The sequence below is a fragment of the Streptomyces sp. KL116D genome (assembly GCF_030766975.1).
GTDB lineage: Bacteria > Actinomycetota > Actinomycetes > Streptomycetales > Streptomycetaceae > Streptomyces > Streptomyces longispororuber_A.
On sequence record NZ_JASERH010000057.1, the window covers coordinates 308,554 to 332,280 of the forward strand.

At 74.3% G+C, this 23,727-nt stretch carries 9 protein-coding genes and 1 pseudogene; 6 read left to right on the forward strand and 4 right to left on the reverse strand.

Annotated features, from left to right (window positions below; genetic code table 11):
• Window positions 1-302: 302 nt before the first annotated feature.
• The 4 genes from RBJ77_RS23610 to RBJ77_RS23625 all read left to right on the forward strand — a co-directional run bounded on the left by RBJ77_RS23610 (window position 303) and on the right by RBJ77_RS23625 (window position 5,273).
• Complete coding sequence (locus RBJ77_RS23610) at window positions 303-3,110, forward strand: AAA family ATPase (protein ID WP_372346835.1); 2,808 nt, start codon at window positions 303-305, stop codon at window positions 3,108-3,110.
• A gap of 58 nt (window positions 3,111-3,168) precedes the next feature.
• A complete protein-coding gene (locus RBJ77_RS23615; protein WP_372346836.1) occupies window positions 3,169-3,642 on the forward strand; it encodes a nuclear transport factor 2 family protein in 474 nt (157 codons plus the stop codon).
• A 207-nt stretch (window positions 3,643-3,849) separates the two neighbouring features.
• Window positions 3,850-4,317, forward strand: coding sequence for an SsgA family sporulation/cell division regulator (locus tag RBJ77_RS23620; protein ID WP_372346837.1), 468 nt, complete (start codon window positions 3,850-3,852; stop codon window positions 4,315-4,317).
• Window positions 4,318-4,406: 89 nt separating this feature from the next.
• Window positions 4,407-5,273 carry a Bax inhibitor-1/YccA family protein gene (locus tag RBJ77_RS23625; RefSeq protein WP_372346838.1) on the forward strand — a complete coding sequence of 289 codons (867 nt, stop codon included), beginning with the start codon at window positions 4,407-4,409 and terminating at the stop codon, window positions 5,271-5,273.
• Window positions 5,274-5,395: 122 nt separating this feature from the next.
• On the opposite strand, the gene RBJ77_RS23630 is transcribed toward RBJ77_RS23625, so the two are convergent.
• Window positions 5,396-5,866 carry a sigma-70 family RNA polymerase sigma factor gene (locus RBJ77_RS23630; RefSeq protein WP_372346893.1) on the reverse strand — a complete coding sequence of 157 codons (471 nt, stop codon included), beginning with the start codon at window positions 5,864-5,866 and terminating at the stop codon, window positions 5,396-5,398.
• An 845-nt stretch (window positions 5,867-6,711) separates the two neighbouring features.
• On the opposite strand from RBJ77_RS23630, the gene RBJ77_RS23635 reads away from it, so the two are divergent.
• Window positions 6,712-7,635, forward strand: coding sequence for an alpha/beta fold hydrolase (locus RBJ77_RS23635; RefSeq protein WP_372346839.1), 924 nt, complete (start codon window positions 6,712-6,714; stop codon window positions 7,633-7,635).
• 123 nt (window positions 7,636-7,758) lie between these two features.
• Here RBJ77_RS23635 and RBJ77_RS23640 read toward each other — a convergent pair whose 3' ends face one another.
• Entirely contained in the window at window positions 7,759-9,222 is a 1,464-nt protein-coding gene (locus RBJ77_RS23640) for an MFS transporter (protein ID WP_372346840.1), read from the reverse strand.
• A 145-nt stretch (window positions 9,223-9,367) separates the two neighbouring features.
• Between RBJ77_RS23640 and RBJ77_RS23645 the strand changes: the two genes are divergently transcribed.
• A complete protein-coding gene (locus RBJ77_RS23645) occupies window positions 9,368-9,934 on the forward strand; it encodes a TetR/AcrR family transcriptional regulator (RefSeq protein ID WP_372346841.1) in 567 nt (188 codons plus the stop codon).
• On the opposite strand, the gene RBJ77_RS23650 is transcribed toward RBJ77_RS23645, so the two are convergent.
• Window positions 9,898-12,021, reverse strand: coding sequence for an AAA family ATPase (locus RBJ77_RS23650; RefSeq protein WP_372346842.1), 2,124 nt, complete (start codon window positions 12,019-12,021; stop codon window positions 9,898-9,900). The two genes, RBJ77_RS23645 and RBJ77_RS23650, sit on opposite strands and share 37 nt — an antisense overlap.
• Before the next feature lie 250 nt (window positions 12,022-12,271).
• A pseudogene (locus tag RBJ77_RS23655) lies at window positions 12,272-23,698 on the reverse strand (type I polyketide synthase); the annotation flags it as partial.
• Window positions 23,699-23,727 lie beyond the last annotated feature (29 nt).

Genomic DNA, 23,727 nt, shown 5'->3' on the forward strand with positions numbered 1-23,727 from the left:
GTGCAGGGTGACCTGTGCCGGGGTGCCATGTGCCAGTGCCGGGCGCCGGTGCGGGGTGCCGGTGCCGGACGTGCGGTGCCGCGCGGGACCGCGTGCGGCGGCGGGCGGCCGCGTGCGGCCGCGTGCGGCCGTGCGTTCCCGCGCCGGCGGGCGCTCCTACAATGGCGGGGCGCCGAAGGAGGCCCAGGCGAAACGCCCCGCGATCCCCTCCCCCTCGGCGTGCGCCGCCCGGCGCCGTACGCCCTGCGGCCCGGCTCAGTCGTCTCCTTCGTTCGGACAGGGCCGGGAAGGGGCGGTGACCGGTGGGTCCCGACGACGCGTCGTACACCGGACCGGCCGACGCCCTGGTGGGGCGCGAGCGCGATCTGCGGCGGATCCGCGCCTGGTGGGACGGGCCGGGGGCCGGGGCCCTGCTGCTGTCCGGCGACCCGGGGGTCGGCAAGTCCGCGGTCCTGGACGCCGTGGCCGGCGCCGCGGCCGGAAGCGGTACGCGCGTGCTGCGCGCGGCGGGCGCCGAGTTCGAGGCGGACATCAGCTACGCGGCGCTGAACCAGATCCTGCTGCCGCTGTACGACGGTTTCGAGCGGCTGCCGCCCGCGACGAGGGAGGCGCTGGGCGTCGCCCTGGGCTTCGGGGCGGGGCCGCCGCCCGAGCGGCTGGTCGTCTGCAACGCCTCGCTCGCCCTGCTGCGGGCGGTGGCCGGCGACGGTCCCCTGCTGCTGATCGTGGACGACCTGCCCTGGGTGGACCGGGCGAGCGCCGCCGTCTTCGGCTTCCTCGCCCGGCGCCTGTCCGAGGACGCCGGCCGCGTCCGGTTCCTCGGCGCCTCGCGCACCGGCGTGGACAGCTTCTTCGACGGCAGCGGCCTGCCGTCGTACGAACTCCCGCCGCTGGACGCGCAGTCCGCGGCCCGCCTCGTCGAACTGCGCTTCCCCGACCTCGCCCACCCGGTGCGCCACCGGCTGCTGGACGCCGCGCAGGGCAATCCGCTGGCCCTGCTGGAACTCCCCGGCGCGCTGCGGGCGGACCAGCGCAGCGCTCGGGAGGTGCTGCCCGCCGTGCTGCCGCTGGGCGAACGCCTCCAGAGCCTGTTCGTCGCCCGGGTCAACTCGCTGCCGGCCGCGACCCGCACCCTGCTGCTGCTCGCCACCCTGGACGGCACCGGCGACCTCGGCGTGCTGTCCGCCGCCGCCCGCGAGAGCGACGGGCACGCGGACCTGCGGGACCTCGACCCCGCCGAGCGGGACGGCCTCGTACGGGTGCCGGAGTCGCCGCGCCGCCTGGTCTTCCGGCACCCGCTGATCATGTCGGCGGTCGTCGAGGCGGCGCCCAGCAGTGCCCGGCGCGCGGCCCACCGCGCCCTGGCCCGCGTACGGGTCGACCAGCCGGAACAACGGGCCTGGCACCTGGGCGAGTCCACGCTCAGGCCCGACGAGCACGTCGCTCTGCTCCTGGAGCAGACGTCCCGGCGGGTCCTGGAGCGCGGCGACTCCGTGGCCGCGATCGGTGCGCTCACCCGGGCCGCGGACCTCAGCCCGCTGGACAGCGACCGCGCCCGCCGCCTCGCCGAGGCCGCGTACGTGGGCGCCGAGGCGATCGGCGCCCTGCACAGCGCCTCGGAGCTGCTGGAGGACGCGCGGCGGGCGGATCCCCGGCACGGTGCGTCGCTGCGCTCGGCGACCGCCGCCGTGCAGCTCGTGCTGAACGGGGACGGCGATCTGGCGACGGCCCACCGGCTGCTGGTCGGCGCCATCGAGCAGGGTGACCACGGGTTCGACGCCGACGATCCGGCGCTCGTCGACGCGCTGCACTTCCTCCTGCTGCTGTGCAACTACGGGGCGAGCGAGGAGTTGTGGGCGCCGTTCTACGCGGCCGTCGCCCGGCTGCGCCCCGCTCCCCCGCCGCTGCTCCTGGTCGCCGCGCGGACGTGGGGCGACCCGGCGCACGCCGACGCGGAGACGCTCAGGGCCCTGGACGAGATCATCGACGCCACGACGGCGGAGACCGACCCGGCCCGGGTCGTCAGGGTGGGGACCGCCGCGGTGTACCCGGACCGGCTGCCCGCGGTGCGGGAGGCGGCCTGGCGGCTGGTCCGGCAGGGGCGGGAGGGCGGTGCGGTGCGCCGGCACATCGGGGCGCTGCTGCACCTGTGCCTGGAGGACTGGCACCGCGGCGCGTGGGCCGAGGCGCTGGAGCTGTCGGAGGAGGGGCTGACGGCGTGCGCGACGTCCGGGTACACCGTGTGCACCTGGTTCTTCCAGTACACCAAGGGGCTGATCACCGCGTCCCGGGGCGACTCCGGTACGGCGCACGCGCTCGCCGACGCGATGACGAACTGGGCGGCGCCCCGGGGCATCCGGGAGGCCGTGCACTGCGCGCTGCACGTGCACGCGCTGGCGCACATCGCCGACGGCGAGTTCGACGCGGCGTTCGGGCGGGTGAGCGCCATCAGCCCGGCCGGCGACTTCCCGCCGTACGTCGCCCACGCGTCGTGGGTGTTCTTCGACCTGGTCGAGGCCGCCGTGCGCACGGACCGCCGGGCCGAGGCGCTCGCCCACGTACGGGCGCTGCGCGGGACCAACGTGGCGGGCCTCTCGCCCCGGCTGGCGCTGCTGGCCGGCGGCGCGCGGGCGCTGGTCGCCGAGGACGACGCCGACGCGGCCCGGCTGTTCGGCGAGGCGCTGGCCACGCCGGGGGCGGAGCGGGCGCCGTTCGCGCTGGCGCGGGTGCGCCTGGCGCAGGGGGAACGGCTGCGCAGGTCCCGGGCCCTGTCCGACTCCAAGGTCCCGCTGGCCGCCGCCCTCGACGCGTTCGAGCAACTGGGCTCCGCGGCCTGGGCGGAGCGCGCCCGCAAGGAGCTGCGGGCGGCGGGCCGCGCGACGCCGAGCACGGCCGACGGCCACCGGACGGCGCTCACCGCCCAGGAACGCGAGATCGCCGAACTGGCCGCCGCCGGGCTGACGAACAAGCAGATCGCGGAGCGGCTCTTCATCTCCCACCGGACCGTCGGCACACACCTGTACCAGATCTACCCGAAGCTCGGCATCGCGTCCCGGGTGGCGCTGCGGGACGCGCTGCACCGGATGAACGGGGACGACCGCCAGCGGTGATCGGGCAAGATATGTGTCACCGCCCCCCAGCACACGGCACGTATCGCCTGGAGGAACCATGTCCGTGTCCCGCCCCGTCCCCGTGGACCTGCCGTCCAGTCACCGGGCGATCGAGAACCTGCTCGCGCGGTACGCCGAGCTCGTGGACGACGGTGACTTCGCCGGTCTCGGGGCGCTTCTCGAGCACGCCGTCTTCATCGGCAGCGGCGATCCGGTGAGCGGTCGCGACGCGATCGAGAAGATGTTCCGGGACATGCTGATCGTGTACGCCGACGGCACGCCCCGGACCCACCACGTGACCACGAACATCGCCATCGACGTCGACGCCGCGGCGGCCACCGCGTCCTCGCGTTCCTACGTCACCGTGCTGCAGGCCCTGCCCGGCTCGACGCTGCAACCGATCGCCGCGGGCCGGTACCACGACCGCTTCGAACTCCGCGCCGGGCAATGGTGCTTCGTGGAGCGGCGGGCCCGCATCAACCTCGTCGGCGACGTGCGTCACCATCTGCGGGCGGCGGCCGGGGACCGCTAGCCGACGCCGCGGAGAACCGTAGTTGACGCACTGACAGACGGCGGTCGCGAGACGAGCGGGGGCGCCCCTCCGAAGAGGAGCGCCCCCGCTCGCTGTGGCCCGTGACTGTCCCGGACGCTCGGCGTCATGTGACTGATGTGCGTGTTCGTCCCCCGGTGAAGAGTGAGGCACGCACGCAGACATCACTTCACGAAGAGGAACTCCGTCATGCACCGTGATCAGTCACCTCTGCGGGCGCGTCCGGTGCCCGGACACGTACCGCCGCTGCTCCTGGACGTCGACCAGATGCTCGACGAGTTCACCCGGCAGCCCGTGCGGGCGGCCTTCCACTTCGACCCGGACGCGCCCGCGGTGATCAGCGTCGAGTTCCTCGCCGAACGCGGCCCCGGCCTCCTGTGGCGGATCGGCCGCGAGCTGCTGCACCGCGGCGTGACGTCGATGAGCGGGTCGGGCGAGGTCCGGATGTGGCCGACGCTGTCCCGCGAGCGGCCCTCGTCGTGGCTGCTCCTCGAATCGCCGGACGTGGAGGCCCTGTTCGAACTGCCCACCGCCCGGCTCGCGGAGTGGCTCGACGCCACGTACCGGATCGTCACCGCCGAGGCGGAGATGGCCGGTCTGGACTGGGACGCCTTCCTGCGCAGGCTCCTCGGCAGCCCCGGGGCGGCGGCCGACTGACGACGGCCGCCGGCGGCCACGCATGACCCGCCGGCGCTCACCACCCCACACGTATGCCGCCGCACCCGCGGCGGCCGAGGAGGAACGACATGAACAGCAGCAACCCGGTCTTCTCCCGCTGGAACGCCACCCGGGGCACCGCCCCGGCCGACTTCGGCATGCGCCACCCGGTGGGTTCGGCGGCCGACGCACGGCCGGGCAGCCACCCCTTGACCAACCCGTACGCCCCGGCCCAGGACGCCGAGCCGGGCCTGGACGTACGGGCCGGGCGGGCCGCCATGACGCTGGACGACGTCGTCGTCCGTACGGCGACCACGCTCGGCACCGTGGCCCTGGCGGCGGTGCTGTCCTGGCTCCTGCTGCCCGTCGACGAGGCGGACATCGGCCGCTCGTACGGGATCGCGGTCGGCGCCGCCCTCGTCGCCTTCGTGCTCTCGATGATCCAGGCGTTCAAGCGGACGCCGTCCCCGGCGCTGATCCTCGGCTACTCGGCGTTCGAGGGCGTCTTCCTCGGCGTGCTGTCCAGCGTGACGTCGACGTACATCGCTCCGGGCGTGGTCGTGCAGGCGGTCCTCGGCACGTTCGCCGTGGCCGCCGGGATGCTCGTCGCCTACCGGTTGCGCTGGATCCGCGTCACCCGGCGGTTCGCCGGTGTCGTCGGGGCGGGCGCGACCGGGTTCCTCCTGCTGCTGGTCGCCGACTCGCTCTTCTCCGCGTTCGGCGCGGGCCACGGCCTGGGATTCCACAGCGGGGGCCTCGGCATCGTCTTCGGTCTGGTCGGGGTCCTGCTCGGCGCGTGCTTCCTCGCGCTGAACTTCAAGCAGGTGGAGGACGCCGTCGCGTTCGGCGCCCCGCGCGAGGAGGCGTGGCTGGCGGCGTTCGGGCTCACCATGACGCTGGTGTGGATCTACCTGGAGGTGCTGCAGGTGCTGACCATCCTCAACAGCGACGCGTGAGGTCCCTCGCGTCCCTGAGAACGGGTACCGACCCGCGGCCCCTGGGGCCGCGGGTCGACGCCGTTCCGTCCTCGCGTGCGCCCGAAGGGCGGGGCAGGGCAGGTGGGATCGGGGAGACGGCCCTAGGCGGCCTCGCGGCGGGCCACGGCCCTGAGCTTGCGCAGGGCGTTGTGGTGTCGGCTCTTCACGGTGCCGGTCGGCACGCCCAGGATGCCGGCGGTCTCCTGGATGCTGCGGTCGCACAGGTAGATGTGCACCAGTACGGCGCGGTGCTCGGGGGAGAGCCGGAGCAGGAGCGGCCTGACCACCAGGGTGTCGTGGACGAGCGCCGTGCCGTCCGGGCCCGAAGCGCGCTCGTGGTGGGCCTCCCCGACGACTTCCCGTCGTACGTGGGCCTTGCGCACCCGGTCGATGACCAGGTGGCGGGCGACCGTGAAGAGCCAGCCGCGGACCGACCCCTCCATGCCGAGCAGCCGGTCGATGTTCCGCCACGCCCGGATGACGGTCTCCTGGGCGATGTCCTCGGCGAGCCCGTGATCGCCCAGCATCTTCTCGGCGTACGAGACCAGTCCGGCGCGGTGCTCTCCCACGATGGTCCGGAGGAGTTCCGGCCCGGCAGCCTCGGACCGGGGGGCGCCGGCCCCGGAGAGGCCGGATCGCGAGGTGCCGGTTCGGGTCACAGCCGTGACGGACGTGGCCATAGCGTTCTGAGCCATCCTGGTTCTGTGTCGTGCGGCGACGTGGGGCGGCGACGAGCCGTCGAGGGCCGCGGACAGCGGCGAGCGGTAGGAAGCCATTGTAGGTGGGTGCGCCGGGGTCACACGTGTGATGTATCTCGCCGCACTCGGAGAAACCCCACACCCCGTGGCGTCAGAGGAATTCCGACGGCGCCGGCCCGTAGCCCCAGGTGACCGCCGTCGTGGACCACGCTGACACCTGAGTGGCGTCGGGCCACCGGCGGCCCACCGCGATCTCGGTGGCACGGGACGCGGCACCCTCGCCCACCCCTGGTGTCGCGGTGGGTTCGGAGCGGCGACGCCACCGCCGGAGAGTGCCTGTGTGGTTCTGCTTCTTCATGAACATGCGCGTGTCCTCCCTCGTCATCGGCCTGACCGCCTGGGCCGGTGCGGGCCCCGTGCCGGGGGAAGTGGCACGGGACCCGCGGTCTGGGGCCGCTCTCCGTTCGGGCCGAGAGATGCTCCGGTGCCTGCCGTGTCGACAGTGAATTCGTCGTCACCGGTTGAGGCGGTGATACAAGCATGGCAGCATGCACGTCACCCGTCAAGCTGGTGACGAAGGAATGCACGACGCGACGACGGCCGTGAGACACGTGTGAACCCGCAAGGGTCCGGGACCGTTCTCAGGACGGACGCCCGGACCACTGCCGTCTCCGGGCCGCAGCCGGCACATCGCCCGCACCCGACGACAGGAGACCCGGATGACCCCCACCACCGCAGACACCCACGACCAGGGACCGGCCGCCACCGGCCCCCTCTCCCCCGGAACCCACACGCACCACCACGACGGCCTGGTCCAGCGGTACCACGTGCACGGGAACGGGCCGGTGTGCGTCGTCCACCCCGGTGGCCCCGGAATCTTCTGGGAGTACCTGCGGATGCCCGCGCTGGAGGAGCACCTGACGATGGTGTACGTCGAGCCCATCGGCACCAGCGAGGGCAGCCGCCTGCCCTCGCACCCGCACGGCTACACCCGCGCCCGCTACAGCGACGCCCTCGACCGGCTCATCCAGCACCTGGGCGTGCCCGCGGTGCACCTGCTGGGGCATTCGCACGGCGCCTTCGTGGCCGCCCACCACGCCCTGCACCACCCCGAGCAGCTGGCCGGCGTCGTGCTGTACGAAGGCGCGCCCGTCACCGGACCGGAGCACGGCGCGGAAGCGGGGCGCAGGGTCGAGGAGTTCGCCGCGAAGCACAGCGAAGAGCCCGGGCTCGGCGAGGTCCTGGCGGCGTTCGGGGCGATGTCCTCGATGGCGAGCGACGCCGACACGGTCGCCGTGGCCCGTGGGGTCTTCCCCTCGTACTTCGCCGACTACTGGGCCCACGAGGAGGAGTGGTCCCCGGTCCGGGACGCGATCAGGGCCACGTACATCTCCGGTCTGGACGAGCACGGCGCCCCGGACGTCATCGACGACCGCGCCGCCCTCAAGGAGTTGCGGGTGCCTGCCTTGGTGATCGTGGGCCGCCACGACGTGATCTGCGGCCCGCGCTGGGGCCTGGAACTGAATGAGCTGATCCCCGGTTCACGGCTGCTGATGCTGGAGAACAGCGGTCACTTCGGGCACATCGAGGAGCCGTCGGCCTTCGCCGACGCCGTGCGCGACTTCGTGGTGGGGCGGGCCTGAAGCGCGGCGGCCCGAAGCGCGGAGAGGGGATGCGCGGGAACGTGACGGCGACCGGGAGGTGTCCCGCTGGAAACCCTCCAGCGGGACACCTCCCGGTCGCGACGGGCGTTGTTGCCGTCGACGTCAACGGCTGTTCGCGGGCGCCTCGTTCAGGGCCGTGACCGCGTCAGTGGCGGGTTGCGGCGCCGCGGTGGCCCGCGCGGGCCTGGACTTGGCCAGCCAGAGGCCGGTGAACACGGCGGTGACCAAGGTGACCGCTCCGGCGGCGAGGAAGGCGCTGTTGAGGCCGGACTCGAAGGAGGCGCCGCCGGACTGGCGGGCGCGGACGATGGCTCCGAGGATCGCCACGCCGAACACCGCGCCGATCTGCCGGGTGGTGCTGCTGATGCCGGACGCGAGGCCGCCCTCCTGCGGGCTGACCGCCTGGATGGCGGCGCCCGTCAGCGGGGACATGGCCAGGGCGAAGCCGGCGCCGGCGATGCCCAGTCGCCACCACACATTCCCGTAGCCGGTGTCGGCGTGCACCGTGCCGAGTGCCAGCAGGCCCAGACCGGCCAGGGCCAGGCCGACGGTGACCACGATGCGGAAGCCGTACCGGGCGGCGAGCCGGCCCGCGTACGGGCTGACGACCACCATGGCGAGGGACAGCGGCAGGGTCTGCAGGCCGGCGCGGAGGATCGAGCTGCCCTGGACGTACACGAAGAACTGGGAGAAGAAGAACGACGAGCCCATGAGCGCGAACCCCACCACGGTCATGGCGGTGTTGGACACGGTGAACAGGCGCCGGCGGAACAGGCCCAGCGGGAGCATCGGAGCGGACCGGCGTGCCTCGACGGCGATGAAGGCGGCGAGGAGGACCGCCGCGGCGGCGAAGCTGCCCAGGATGACCGGGGAGGTCCAGCCGCGGGCGGCGCCCTCGATCAGCCCGTAGGTCAGTACGCCCACGGCCAGGACGGAGAGCACCGTGCCCGGGACGTCGATCGCGGGGGCGTGCGGATTGCGGGACTCGGCGAGGTGGCGCACGCCGACCAGCAGCAGGACCACGCCGATGGGCAGGTTGACGAGGAAGATGGCGGGCCAGCCGAAGGCCTCGGTCAGCACGCCGCCTGCCACTGGGCCCGCGGCGAGACCGATGCCGCTGAAGCCGGCCCACATCCCGATCGCCTTCATGCGCTCCTGCGGCACGGGGTACGCGGCGGCGAGCAGGGCGAGCGAGGCGGGGCTCAGGGCGGCGGCTCCGACGCCCTGCAGCACGCGGCCGACGATCAGCCAGCCGAGCGAGGGCGCGAGGGCGCACAGCAGGGACGCGGCGGTGAACACCGCGACGCCAGTCAGGTACACCCGCTTGCGGCCGAAGCGGTCGGCGAAGACGCCGCCGGACAGCAGCAGCATGGCGACCAGCAGGACGTAGGCGTCGACGATCCATTGCAGGCCGGTCAGTTCGGTGTGCAGCCGGTGCTGCATGTCGGGCAGCGCGGCTCCGACGATCGTGTTGTCGAGCAGGACCATGAACTGGCCCAGGCAGGTCACCGTGAGCAGCACGGCCGGGTTCGACCGGCTGCCTGCGGTCGCGGGCGATGCAGCCATGGGGATTCCTCTCACTTGTCGGTTGAGCCTCTCCACGGCCGACGTGGTCAGCCCCGAGCGCCCTAAAGCAGTCAGGGACTGCGTTAGGCGACTATAGAACGGGTCACCTCGCAAACGCAAGTACCGACTGCGTTAAGGTGGAGGGATGAACGAGCGACAGCCGGTCCGGCGGCCCGGCGGACGCAGCGCGCGCGTCGGCGCGCAGGTGCACCAGGCCGTCACCGACCTCATCAGTGAGCGCGGCTACGGCAACTTCACCGTCGGCGAGGTCGCCACCCGCGCGGGCGTGGCCGACAGCAGCGTCTACCGCCGGTGGGGCAGCCTGGAGAACCTGCTCAGCGACGTGGCCCTCACCCGCCTCAACGCGCAGTCGCCGATGCCCGACACCGGGAGCGTCGCCGGGGACCTGCGCACGTACGCGGCCCAGGTGGCCCGCGAGATCACCGGACCCGACGGTCTGGCGGTGGTGCGCCTGGCCGTCGCCCTGTCGGCCGACGGCCGGCAGGGCCCGCAGGCGCGCGACGGCCTCCTCGCCGAACGGACGCGGCAGATGCAGGCCATGCTCGATCGCGCCACCGAACGCGGTGAACGACCGCCCGGTGTGCTCGACGTGCTGGACCACGTCCTGGCCCCGATGTACATCCGCGTCCTGTTCGGCATGGAGCTCACTCCGGACTACGTCGACGGACTGGTCGACAGGCTGCTGTCCTGACCGACCGGGTCCGCCCGGTCCGCCGGGTCCGCCGGGACCGGCTGAGCGGTGATGGTGCAGAGGCGTTTGGTGGCCCGGGTCAGGGCCACGTACAAGTCCCTTTCCCCGCCCGGCCTGGCCGTGATGATTTCCTCGGGATTCATCACGACGACGCCGTCGAATTCCAGTCCGCGCGCTTCCGAGGCCGGCACGATGCGCGCGTGCCGCGCGACTCCCTGGGCCGTCAGTTCATCCACTCTGTCGTCAGCGCAGATCACTCCCAGCAGTTCGTCGGGTTGCGCGCTGTTCTGGGCGCGGAGTTCCCGCAGCACGGCGGTGGCCAATTCGTCGTGGGGCGTGGTCACGGTGCGCGGGCTTTCCCCGCTCCGCAGTGACCGGGTGGGTTCCTGGTCGGGGGCGATCCGCGTGAGCAGGTCCCGGACGCTGTCCAGGATCTCCTGCGTGGTGCGGTAACTGACGGTCAGGTTGTGCAGTTTGAACCGCGGTCCGACGTGCGGGGCCAGCGCCTCCTTCCAGTCGCGTGCGGTCGCGACCGGCCCCGCCTGGGCGAAGTCGCCCACCAGCGTCATGGCCCGTCCCGGGCAGCGGCGCACGATCATCCGCCACTGCATCGCGGTCAGTTCCTGCGCCTCGTCGACGACGACGTGCCCGTACGTCCGCTCCGGAGGGCCGTCGACCAGGCTCGCCGCCTCGTCCAGCAACGGCACGTCGGCCTCGGTCCACGGGTCGTCGGGACCGCGCAGCAGGAGGGCCCGCTCCGGCGCGGTCAGGCGGGGCAGGTGCTCGGCGAGGGCGCCGGCGTCCGTCAGGAGCGTCTCCACGAGGGCGCCGGGGGCCAGGCGCGGCCACAGCTCCTCGACCGCTCCGTCGAAGCCCGCGTCGCCGAGGAGGTCGGCGCGCAGGGCGTCCAGGTCCAGTTCGTGGGCGGGACCCGGCTCGGCCGCGCCTTCGGCACGGCGCTGGGCGGCGCCCGTGAACCGGTCGAGGTTCAGGCCGGTCATCCTCTCGGCATCGGCGTCGATCTGCTCCAGCAGGTCGCCCATGTCCCGCTGCATCGCGTCGGTGACGGCGTCGGCCAGGAGCTCCTTGAACACCTGGCGCGCGGGATTGTGCCCCGGCACGGCCGACACGGCGGCGGCGCGGGCCGTGGCGACGTCCTCCTCGGACAGGTGGACGAGCTCCTGCCCGACGCGTACGGCGAAGTCGCCGTCGGGGGCCTGGTGGGTGCGCAGCAGGCCGGTCAGGGCGTCGGCGAGGTCCGAACTGCCCTTGAGGCGCGCCGTGTCGAACGGGTCGGCGGCGTCCGCCGTGTCCGCCGTGGTCACGGTGTCCGTGGCCGCCGCGGCCAGTTCCCGGCAGGTCGCCAGGACGACGTCGTTCTCGCCGAGCGAGGGCAGGACCTGCGAGATGTAGTCGAGGAACCGGGCGTTGGGGCCCACCACCAGGACGCCCTCCTCCGCGGCGCGCGGGAACGCGTACAGGACGTAGGCCGCCCGGTGCAGGGCGACCACCGTCTTGCCGGTGCCGGGCCCGCCCTGCACCACGGTCACGCCGCGGTGGCGGGAGCGGACGATCTCGTCCTGCTCGGCCTGCAGCGTGGCGACGGCCGCGTGCATCCGGCCGGTGCGCCGGGCCGACAGCGCCTCGGTGAGCGGGCCGTCCCCCACCACGTCCTCGTCGGTCGGGTCGGTCCCGTCGAGGAGTTCGTCGCTCACCGAGACGACCGTGCGCTCGTCCAGGCGCAGGTGCCGGCGTCGCCGCAGGTCCATCGGGTGGACCTGCGTCGCCTCGTAGAAGGGCCGCGCCGCGTTCGCGCGCCAGTCCACGAGCAGGGGCAGGTCGTCCTCCTCCGTGTGCAGTCCGATCCGCCCGATGCGCAGGGCCGTGCCGTCCGTCCAGTCGATGCGCCCGAAGACGAGTCCCTTCTCGGCGCCCTCCAGCCGGCCGATCTCCTTGGCGAGACGCTCGGCGGCGATTTCCCTCTCGTACGCCTCGCCCGCGCTGTCCCTCGGCGCCTTCAGCACACTCGCGCGCTGCGCTCTCGCCTCGGAAAGGCGCTCACCGAGCACGGCGTACAAGGAGGACACATAATCCTGCTCCGATTCAACCGCACGCACAGCAGAATCATTCTTCTTCGACAACAAAGGGCTCCTTCGATTCGAGCCACACCATAGGGCCACGGCTCCCCAAAGGTAAGTCTTGACTTACCTGTTGGAGCCGTGCCCCCATGGCTGAATCCATGACGGCCGAACGTATTGCTCGTCGATTACTTGTCGCGCATTTCGCTGTTCCGTATTTCTCTCATTGCGCTCGTTGCGCTCCCGGTGTTTCTGTGCCTCATTCCTTGAATGCGAGCCAGCGGCGGAGGTGCTCGGCGGTCCGTGCCGCGCCTTCCTCGATGATCGAGAAGTGGTCCCCCTCGATGTGCTCGGCCGGTCCGCGGTGCTGCCAGTCGGGGACGGGATCGGCGTCCCCGAAGCCGCTCAGCGTCACGGTGGCCCGCAGGTTCAGCGTCGGCGCGGCGATCGGTTCGGCCGCCCGCTCGGGGAAGATCCGCACGTAGCCGCCCATGGCGACCAGGCTGTGGTCGTCGACGGGGGTGAGTGCGTTGTCCCGGGTCAGGATCTGGCCCAACGCGTCGGTGAGCACACGGCGGTTGAGCTCGGGCTCCTGCGGCGAGTACGTGTCGATCATCGCGACGCCCGCGAGTTCGGCGCCGTCGTCCTCCAGGCGCCGGGCGACGGCGTGGGCGAGCGCGCCGCCGGCCGAGTAGCCGACGAGCGCCACCGGGCCGTGCCGGAGTTCCGCCGTGACGGTCGCGGCCAGGCTCCCGATCGCCGCCGCCCAGGTCGCCGGGAGGTCGTCGCCCTCGCGCATGCCGGGCAGTCGCAACGCGCTGACCTGGCGCTCGCCGGCCAACTCGCGGGCCAGGCGGGCGAACTGGTGCGGTCCCGAGCCCGCCAGGAACGAGGGGACGCAGATCAGCGCCGGTGCCGCCGGGCCGCGCGCCAGCAGGTGCGCGGCCGGGCGCCGTGCGGCGGCCTCGTCGGCGGTGTACGTGGGCATCAGCGACGCGCTCGTGGTGAGCAGCGGCAGCGCCCCGGCCAGTTCGCCGCGGCGATGCGCCGCCGCCACCAGGTCGGTGATCGTGCCGCGCACACCGGCCGGTGCCTGCTCGACCGTCTCGGTGGCGGACTCCTCGATCCGCGAGCCCACCAGTTTCGCCGCGTCGGCGGCGGTCGGGTGGTCGAAGATCAGCGTCGTCGGCAGGGTGAGGCCGGTCAACCGGGCGAGCCTGTTGCGGAATTCGACGGCGCCGAGCGAGTCGAAGCCGAGCTCGGTGAACGGCGCGTTCGGGTCGATGGCGTCGCCGGACGCGTGGCCGAGGACCGCCGCCGCGACGTTGCGCACCTCGCGCAGGATCACGGTGTCGCGGTCGGCGTCGGGCAGTGCGGCCAGCTGCTGCGCCAGGCCGGCCCCGGCACCCGCATCGGCCCGGGGAGCCCGGATCATGCCGCGCAGCACGGCGGGCAGGGTGCCGGCGCGCGCCAGGTCGGTGAGCGCCGCCGTGTCCAGCAGCGCCGTCATCGGTGTCGCCCGGCCGGTGGCCAGGGCGCTGTCGAACAGCGTCATCCCGGAGTCCGGGTCGATCGGGACGAGGCCGAGCCTGGCCCGGATCTGGCGGGCGTACTGCTCGGCGCCGTCCCCGCCGAGCGCCCCCGCCATGCCGACGGTCCACAGGCCCCAGGCCAGCGAGTGCGCGGGCAGGCCCGCACTGCGCCGCAGGCGGGCCAGTGCGTCCAACGCGCTGTTGGCGGCGGCGTAGTTGCCCTGTCCCTGTCCGCCGAGCAGCGGCGCCGCGGACGAGAACAGCACGAACGCCGACAGGTCCAGGTCGCGGGTCAGCTCGTGCAGGTGCAGGGCCGCGTCGACCTTCGGTGTCAGCACCCGTGTGGTCTGCCCGGTGGTGAGGGACGCGAGGGTGCCGTCGTCCAGGACGCCCGCCGCGTGGATGACGGCGGTCAGTGGCGCGTCGGCGTCGATGCCCGCCAACAGGGCCTGTACGGCGTCGCGTTCGGTGACGTCGCACGCCTCGACCCGGACGTCGGCGCCGAGGCCGGTCAGCTCGGCGACGAGTTCGGCGGCGCCGTCGGCGGCGGCGCCGCGCCGCGATGCCAGCAGCAGCCGTCGGGCGCCGTGCGCGGTGACCAGGTGCCGGGCGACGATCGCGCCGATGCCACCGGTGCCGCCGGTGACGAGCACCGTGCCGTGGTCGAACGACGGTGGTGTGCCGGCCGGTTCGGTGGCGGGCAGCTGGTGCAGTCGCGGTGCCAGGAGGCGGCCCTCGCGTACCGCCAGGTGCGGTTCGTCCTGGGCCACGGCGTCGGCGAGCGTCGTGAGCGGCAGGGCGTCGCCGTCGTGGTCGACGAGCAGGAACCGGCCCGGGTGCTCGGACTGGGCGCTGCGCACCAGGCCCATCACGGCGGCCGCGACCAGATCGGGTTCCTCGCCGGGCAGTCCCGCGGCGGTGTGCGTCACGATCGCGAGCCGGCCGGGGAGTTCGGCGTCCATCCAGCCCTGGAGCAGGGCGAGCGTCGTCAGCACACCGGCGTGTACGTCCGCCGCGCCCGCGCCGGTCGCGCGGGGCGCCGACCACACCACGGTGTCGGGGGCCTCCCGCAGCGCGGCGAGTTCCACGAGATCGGCGCAGTGGGTCAGGGGCTCGGGGGCCTCGACGGTCGCCGGGTCGCCGAGCACGACGATCCGCCCGGTGTCCGCCGGGGATGCGGCGGGCACGGTGGTCCAGTCGACGTCGAACAGCGGTGCCGCGCCCCGCAGTCGGGCCAGCGCCTGCCGCTCGACGGTGCGGGTCCGCACCGACTCCACGCTCAGCACGGGGGCGCCGGTCGCGTCGACCGCGGTCACGCCGAAGGTGTGCGGTGCGGTGCGGACGACGCGGACGCGTACGGCACTCGCGCCGGCCCGGGCCAGCTCGACGCCGTCGAAGGCGGACGGCAGGGGCACCCCTCCGTCGGGCCCGTTCCCGACGAGCGGGTCGACCGCCGCGTGGAACAGCGCGTCCAGCAGCGCCGGGTGGAGTCCGAAGGCGGTGGCGCGCGCCGCGGTGTCGGTGTCGAGCGCCAGGTCGGCGAAGACTTCCTCGCCGCGCGTCCACGCGGCGCGCACGCCCTGGAACACCGGGCCGTATCCGAAGCCGAGGTCGGCAAGGGCGCGGTACACCTGCTGTCCGTCGACCGGTTCGGCCGCGGCCGGGGGCCACGTCCGGGCCCAGTCCGGGGCGGCGGTCGGTGCGGCCGACGGTGCGGTGGGGGTGAGCAGGCCACGGGCGTGCGGCACCCAGGTGTCGGCGGTGCGGGAGTGGACGGCGACGGTCCGGTGCCCGTCGGCGTCGGGTGCGCCCACGGCGAGTTGGACGTCCGCGGCACCGTCGGCCGGGAGGACCAGCGGCTCCGCCAGCTCCAACTGTGCCAGGCGCGGCACGTCGAGCCGGGCGCCGGCGGCCAGCGCCAGTTCCACGAAAGCGGTGCCGGGCAGCAGGGTCGTACCGAGGACGGTGTGGTCGGCGAGCCACGGGTGCGTGCGCAGCGAGAGCCGGCCGGTGAACAGCCACGCGTCCGTGCCGGCGAGCTGCACCTGGGCGTGCAGCAGCGGGTGGTCGGCGGAGTCGGCTCCGGCGAGCGGTGCGACGGCCTCCGCCGGTCGCAGCCAGAACCGTTCGTGCTGGAAGGGGTAGGTGGGCAGCGGGATCCGGGCCTGCGGGCGTGCCCCGAAGTAGGCGGCCCAGCGCACCGGCCGGCCCGCGCAGTGCGCGGTGGCCAGTGCGGTGGCCAGTTGCTCGGGCTCGGCGGCCGTGCGCCGGGACGTCGCGACCGCCGAGGCGCGCGTGGCGGGGTCCGTCGCCAGGGTGGCGCGGGTCATGGTCGTCAGCACGGCGTCCGGACCCAGCTCGACGAAGAGGCTCACGCCCGCGTCGTGCAGTGAGCGCACCGCCGGGGCGAAGCGCACCGCCTCGCGCACCTGCCGCACCCAGTACTCGGACGTCGTCACGGAGTCGTCGTCGAGAGTGCCGGAGACCGTGGAGCACAAGGGGATGCGCGGCTGGTGGTACGTCAGGTCCGCGGCGATCTCCGCGAAGTCGGCCAGCATCGGATCCATCAGGGCGGAGTGGAAGGCGTGGCTCACCCGCAGCCTGCTGGTCCTGACGCCCTCGGCCGCCAGCCTCGACTCGAGCGCCGCGACCGCGTCGCCGTCTCCGGAGAAGACCACGGCGTCGGGGGCGTTCACGGCGGCCAGCGAGACGGTGCCGCCCGCCGGACCGGCGGCGGCCTCGGTCAGGAGTTCCTCGGCCCGTGCCTCGGGCACCGCGGCGGCCAGCATGCTCCCGCCCACCGGCAGCGCCCCCATCAGCCGGCCCCGGGCCGCGACGAGCCGGCACGCGTCGGCCAGCGACCACACCCCGGCCACGTGGGCCGCGGCCAGCTCGCCGATCGAGTGCCCGGCCAGCGCGTCCGGCGTCACGCCCAGCGACTCGACGAGGCGGTACATCGCCACTTCGAACGCGAACAGGGCGGGCTGGGCGTACTCGGTGCGGTCCAGCAGGGTCTCGGCCGTCGTGCCGAACATGACGTCCCGCAGCGGGAGTTCCAGGTGTGCGTCGAACTCCGCGCACACCTCGTCGAGCGCGTCGGCGAAGGCCGGGAACTCGCGGTGCAGTCCGGCGCCCATGCCGGTGCGCTGCGCGCCCTGGCCGGTGAACAGGAACGCGGTCGTGCCCGTCCGGCCGGTGCCGTCGGTGATGCCCTGTCCTGCCTCGTCGGCCGCCAGGCGTGCGAGCGCCGTCAGCAGGGTCTCCCGGTCGGGACCCACGACAGCGGCGCGCTGGTCGAGCTGGGCGCGGTGCAGCGCCAGGGTCGCCGCGACGTCGGTCAGGTCGAGGTCCGGTTGTGCGCTCAGCGCGTCGTGCACTCGGCGCGCCTGGGTCCGCAGCGCGGCGGGCGTCCGTGCGGACAGCAGCAGCGGCAGGGCCGCCGGGCGCTGCGGGTCGGCCGGCTGCGGCGGGGCCGCGGGCGCCTCCTCGATGATCACGTGCGCGTTGGTGCCGCTGATCCCGAACGAGGACACGCCCGCCCGGCGCGGCCGCTCCCCGGCCGGCCACGGCTCGGCCTCGGTCAGGATCCGTACCGCGCCCTCCGCCCACTCCACGTGCGACGACGGGGCGTCGACGTGCAGGGTGGGCGGCAGCACCTCGTGCCGCAGCGCCTGCACCATCTTGATCACACCGCCGACGCCGGCCGCCGCCTGCGTGTGCCCGATGTTCGACTTCAGCGACCCGATCAGCAGCGGTTCGGCGCGCTCCTGCCCGTACGCGTTGATCAGTGCCTGCGCCTCGATGGGGTCGCCCAGGGTGGTGCCGGTGCCGTGCGCCTCCACCGCGTCCACGTCGGCCGCGGCGATTCCCGCGTTGGCCAGCGCCTGTGCGATCACCCGCTCCTGGGAGGGGCCGTTGGGGGCGGTCAGGCCGTTGCTCGCGCCGTCCTGGTTGATGGCGCTGCCGCGGATCACGGCGAGCACCGGGCGCCCGTTGCGCCGCGCGTCGGAGAGCCGCTCCAGAGCGAGTACGCCGACGCCCTCGGCCCACGAGACGCCGTCCGCGGCGTCCGAGAACGCCTTGCAGCGCCCGTCGGGCGCCAGCGCCCGCTGCCGGGAGAACTCCAGGAACAGCAGCGGGGTCGACATGACCGTCACCCCGCTGGCCAGGACCAGCGACGTCTCCCCCGCGCGCAGGGCCTGCACCGCCAGGTGCAGGGCCACCAGCGACGACGAGCACGCGGTGTCCACGGTCACCGCGGGCCCTTCGAGGCCGAGGGAGTAGGACACCCGGCCGGAGACGACGCTGCCGGCGGATCCGGTCGCCAGATAGCCTTCCGCGGCGCCGTCGGCGGCGTCGCGCGCCGTGTGGCCGTAGTCCTGGTACATGACGCCCGCGTACACGCCGGTGTCGCTGCCGCGCAACGAGGTCGGGTCGATGCCGGCGTCCTCCAGGGCTTCCCAGGACGCCTCAAGCAGCAGCCGCTGCTGCGGGTCCATCGCGGCCGCCTCGCGGGGGCCGATGCCGAAGAAGGCGGCGTCGAAGTCGCCCGCGGCGTGCAGGAATCCGCCTTCGCGGGTGTAGATCCGGCCGGGTTTGCCGGGGTCGCTGTCGTAGAGGCGGTCGGGGTCCCAGCCGCGGTCGCCCGGGATCGGGGTGATCGCGTCGACGCGCCCGTCGATCAGGTCCCACAGCTGGTCGGGGTTCTCCACGCCGCCGGGGTAGCGGCAGCTCATGCCGACGATCGCGATCGGCTCGTCGTCCCTGTTCCTGGCCCTGGCCCCGGTCGCGGCGGGGCGCGCTCGCGCCGGTTCGGAACCGTCGACCCGGGTGCGCAGGAAGCCCGCGACGGCGGCGGCCGTCGGATAGTCGAAGACGAGGGTGGACGGGAGCTGGACGCCGGTCGCGGCGGTCACCTTGTTGCGGAACTCGACGCCGCCCAGCGAGTCGAAGCCCAGCTCGGTGAACGGAGTCTCGGCGTCGACGGCGTCGGCGGACTCGTGGCCGAGGACCGTGGCCGCGATCGCCCGGACCTCGTGGCGGATCAGCGCCTCCCACTGGTCGGCGGGGGCGTCGAGCAGCCGCTGGCGCAGCGGACTGTCGGCGACCCGGCCGCCGCCCGACGGTACGTGGATGAGGCCGCGCAGCACCGCGGGCAGCGTGCCGAGCCGACCCAGCGCGGTGAGGGCGGGGGTGTCGAGCAGCGCGGTCATCAGCAGGGGTTCGCCGGTGCTCAGCGCGTCGTCGAGCATCCGCATGCCGGCGTCGGGCTCGATCGGGGCCAGGCCGAGCCGGTCCCGGATCTGCCGGGCCAGGTGGTCGCCGCCCGCGTCGTTCAGCGCGTCGGCCATGCCGCGCTTCCACAGGCCCCAGGCCAGTGAGTGCGCGGGCAGACCGGCGCCGCGGCGGACCTGCGCCAGGGCGTCCATCGCGGCGTTGGCGGCCGCGTAGTTGCCCTGGCCGTGCCCGCCGAGCAGCGGCCCGGCGGAGGAGAACAGCACGAACGCCGACAGGTCCAGGTCGCGGGTGAGTTCGTGCAGGTGCCAGGCGGCGTCGACCTTCGGAGCGAGCACCCGGTCCACCTGCGCGGCGGTCAGGGTCTCGATCGTTCCGTCGTCGGCCACGCCCGCGGTGTGCACGACGGCGGTCAGCGGTGCGTGCGCCGGGACGGACTCCAGCAGCGCGGCGACGGCGGCGCGGTCGCTGACGTCGCACGCGGCGACGCGTACCGCGGCGCCCAGTGCGGTCAGTTCGGTGACCAGGTCCTCGACGCCCGGGGCAGCGGAGCCGCGGCGCGAGGCGAGCAGCAGTGCGCGCACTCCGTGCCGGGTGACGAGGTGGCGTGCGGTGACGGCGGCGAGGCCGCCCGCGCCGCCGGTGATCAGGACGGTGCCGTCGCCGAAGGGCCGGTCGGCCGGTTCGGCGGCGGTCGCGCGGATCAGGCGTGGCGCCTTCGTGGCGCCGTCGCGGAGGGCGAGTTGGGGTTCGTCGGTGGCGATCGCGGCGGCGATCCGGCGGTGCAGGTCCGCGGGGTCGTGGTCCGGGGCGTCGTCCGGGGCGTCGGCGTCGAGGTCGACGTTCACGATGCGGCCCGGGTGTTCCGATTGCGCACTGCGGACCAGGCCGCGGACGGCCGCCGCCGCGGGGTCGGGCGTCTCACCGGGCAGGCCCGCTCCGTTGCGGGTGACGACGGTCAACGTCGCGTCGGCGCAGGCCGGTTCGGCGAGCCAGTCGCGCAGGACCGCGAGGGCTCGGTGCACGGCGGCGCGGACGGTCGCGGGGACGTCGTCGCCGTCCGCCGGCGCCGTCCCGGGCGACCAGACGACGGCCGCGCCGGTGCGGTCCCCGCTCGCGGCGAACGCCGCGACGTCCTCGAACGTCTCGGTGCAGCCCGCGAACGGGCTTCCCAGCGCGACCAGTCGGCGGTCCGGCGCCGCGGGCGCGGTCACCGCAGTCCAGTCGAGGGCGTAGAGCGGGGTGCGAGCCCCGGCGAGGGCGCTCGCGTCGGCGGGGCGGGCGAGCACGGCGTCGATCGACAGCACCGGGGCGCCGGTGGCGTCGCAGGCGTCGATGCGCACCTTCTCGGGTCCTGAGCGGATGATGCGGGCGCGGACCGCGGCGGCGCCGGGCCGGAACACGCGGACGCCGCCGAAGGAGAACGGCAGGGGCAGCCTGCCGTCGGGCAGGTCCTCGGCGAGGACGTCGATGGCGGCGTGGAAGACCGCGTCCAGGAGCGCCGGATGCACGCCGAAGTCCGCCGCGCGGCCCGCTGCCGTCTCGTCCAGGGCCACTTCGGCGAACACGTCGTCGGCTCCGGTCCAGGCGGCGCGCACGCCCTGGAAGCCGGGGCCGTAGCCGAATCCCAGGTCGGCGAGCCGGTCGTACAGGCGCGTGGCGTCGATGGGCTCGGCGTCGGCCGGCGGCCAGTCGGGGCCGGACCACTGCGGGGTCCGGCCGTCGTCGGGGGCGAGGGTGCCGGTGGCGTGCAGCGTCCAGTCCGGCGCGCCCGGCTGTGCCGGGCCGGTGCCGGTGGCGGCCCGCGAGTGGATCGACAGGCTCCGGCGGCCGGTGTGGTCGGGCTCGGTCACCGAGAGCTGTACGTCCACGGCGTCGGCGCCGTCGAACAACAGCGGTGTCGCCAGGACGAGTTCGTCCAGGACGGGCAGGTCGAGGCGGTGGCCCGCGGCCAGCGCGAGGTCGACGAACCCGGTGCCGGGCAGCAGCACGGACCCGAAGGCCGTGTGGTCGGCGATCCACGGCTGGCCGGTGGTGGAGAGCCTGCCGCTGAACAGCCACTCGTCGCGGCCGGCGAGCGGCGCGGCGACGCGCAGCATCGGGTGGTCGAGCCCGGCGAGGCCGGCCCGGCCCAGGTCACCGAGCGCGCCGTCGTCGGACTGCACCCAGTAACTGCGGTGCTGGAAGGCGTAGACGGGCAGGTCGAGGTGGCCGGCCGGCCGTCGGGGCGCCAGTGGTGTCCAGTCGACGGTGACGCCGGAGCAGTGGGCGTCGGCGAGCAGCCGCAGGAACTGGTCGGCCTCGTCGACCGTGCGCCGGGACGCCGCCGCGACCAGCGAGCGGGACGCGACCTCGTCGCCCAGTGTGTGGCGGGTCAGCGCGGCCAGCACCGCGTCGGGACCGACCTCGACGAAGCGGCGCACGCCGGCGTCGGCGAGCGAGCGCACCGCCGGGGCGAACAGCACGGCCTCGCGCACCTGCCGCACCCAGTACTGCGGTGTCAGCAGTTCGGGGCCGGCCGGCGCACCGGACACGGTGGAGCACACGTCGATGCGGGGCGTGCGGTACTCCACGGAGGCGGCGACCTGCTCGTACTCGGCGAGCATCGGTTCCATCAGCGCCGAGTGGAAGGCGTGACTGACCGTCAGCCGGTTGGTCTTCACGCCCTCTTGGGCCAGCTGGTCGTGCAGGGCGTCGATCGCCACCGTCTCGCCGGAGAACACCGTCGCGGCGGGCGCGTTCACGGCCGCCAGCGAGACTGGCCCGGCCGCGAGCAGTTCCCGCGCCCGCTCCTCCGGCACCGCGGCGGCGAGCATCGCTCCCCCGGCCGGCAGCGCGCCCATCAGCCGGCCGCGGGCGGCGACGAGCCGGCAGGCGTCGGCCAGCGACCACACCCCGGCCACGTGGGCCGCGGCCAGTTCGCCGATCGAGTGCCCGACGACCACGTCCGGGGTCACGCCGAACGACTCCAGGAGGCGGTACAGCGCGACCTCGTACGCGAACAGCGCGGGCTGCGTGTATTCCGTCCGGTCGAGCGGGGCAGCCGTGCGCCCGCTGTCCTCGGCGCCGGTCCCGGAGCCGTCGGTCCCGGTGGACATGACCGTGCGCAGCGACACGCCGAGCAGGGGGTCGAACGCGGCGCACACCTCGTCGAGGGCGGCGGCGAACACCGGGAACGCGGCGGCCAACTCATCGCCCATACCGGCACGTTGGGCACCCTGGCCGGTGAACAGGAAGGCGGTGTCACCGGCGGTGGCGACGCCCGACACGACGTGCGGGGACGCCGCCCCGGTGGACAGGGCGGTGAGGCCGGCGAGCAGGGCGGCCCGGTCGGCGCCGAGCACCGCGCCGCGCCGGCCCAGCTGGGCGCGGGTACCGGTCAGCGCGGCGGCGACGTCGGCGTCGTCCGCGTCGGGGTGGTCGGCGAGCCAGGCCAGCAGCCGGCCCGCCTGGGCCCGGAGCGCGGTCTCCGTCTTGGCCGAGAGCAGCCAGGGGGCGGGCCGCGTCGGCCGCGCGACGACATCCGACCCCGTCTCCGGTCCGGTCGCCAGGTCGTTCTCCGGGTCGGCGGCGCGATCGCGCGGCGCCTCTTCGAGGATCACGTGGGCGTTGGTGCCGCTGATCCCGAAGGACGAGACGCCCGTCCGGCGCGGCCGGTCCAGCTCCGGCCACTGCTGAGGCTGCGTCAGCAGCCGTACGGTGCCCGCCGACCAGTCGACCTCGGGGGTCGGCTCGGCGACGTGCAGCGTCGGGGGCAGGACGCCCTCGCGCATCGCCGTCACCATCTTGATCACGCCCGCGACGCCCGCGGCGGCCTGCGTGTGCCCGATGTTGGACTTGACGGAGCCCAGCCACAGCGGGTTGTCGTCGCCGTGCGCCTGCCCGTACGTGGACAGCAGCGCCCGCGCCTCGATGGGGTCGCCCAGCCGCGTGCCGGTGCCGTGCGCCTCCACGGCGTCCACCTCGGACGCCGCCAGCCGCGCGTTGGCCAGCGCGTCCCGGATGACCCGCTCCTGCGCGGGCCCGTTCGGCGCGGTCAACTGGCTGCTCGCACCGTCCTGGTTGACGGCGGTGCCGCGGACCACCGCGAGCACCCGGTGCCCGTTGCGCCGCGCGTCCGACAGCCGCTCCAGGACGAGGACGCCGACGCCCTCGGCCCAGCCCGTGCCGTCCGCCGACGACGAGAACGCCTTGCACCGGCCGTCCGGCGCCAGGCCGCGCTGCCGGGAGAACTCCACGTACGTGCCCGGGGTCGCCATCACCGTCACCCCGCCGGCGAGCGCCATCGAGCACTCGCCCTGGCGCAGCGACTGCGCGGCGAGGTGCAGTGCGACGAGCGAGGACGAGCACGCGGTGTCGACCGTGACCGCCGGCCCTTCGAGACCGAAGGTGTAGGCGAGACGGCCCGAGGCGACGCTGCCCGCGCTGCCGGTCAGCAGGTAACCCTCGAAGTCCTCGGGCGCGTTGGGGCGGGAGCCGTAGTCGTCGTACATGACGCCCACGTAGACGCCGGTACGGGTGCTGCGCAGTGCGGTCGGGTCGATGCCCGCGTGCTCGAAGGCCTCCCAGCCGGTCTCCAGGAGCAGCCGCTGCTGGGGGTCCATCGCCGCCGCCTCGCGGGGGCCGATGCCGAAGAACTCGGCGTCGAACCGGTCCGCCTCGTGCAGGAAGCCGCCTTCGCGGGCGTACGAGGTCCCGAGGTGGTCGGGGTCCGGGTGGTACAGGTTCTCCAGGTCCCAGCCGCGGCCCTCGGGGAACGGGCCGACGGCGTCGCGTCCCGCGCTCAGCAGCTCCCACAGGTCGTCCGGGGAGGCGATGCCGCCCGGGAGCCGGCACGCCATGCCCACGATCGCGATCGGCTCGTGCGCGCGCTCCTCCAGGTCGTGGACGCGCTGACGGCTCTCCCGCAGGTCGACCGTCGCCCGCTTGAGGTAGTCGCGGAGTTTCT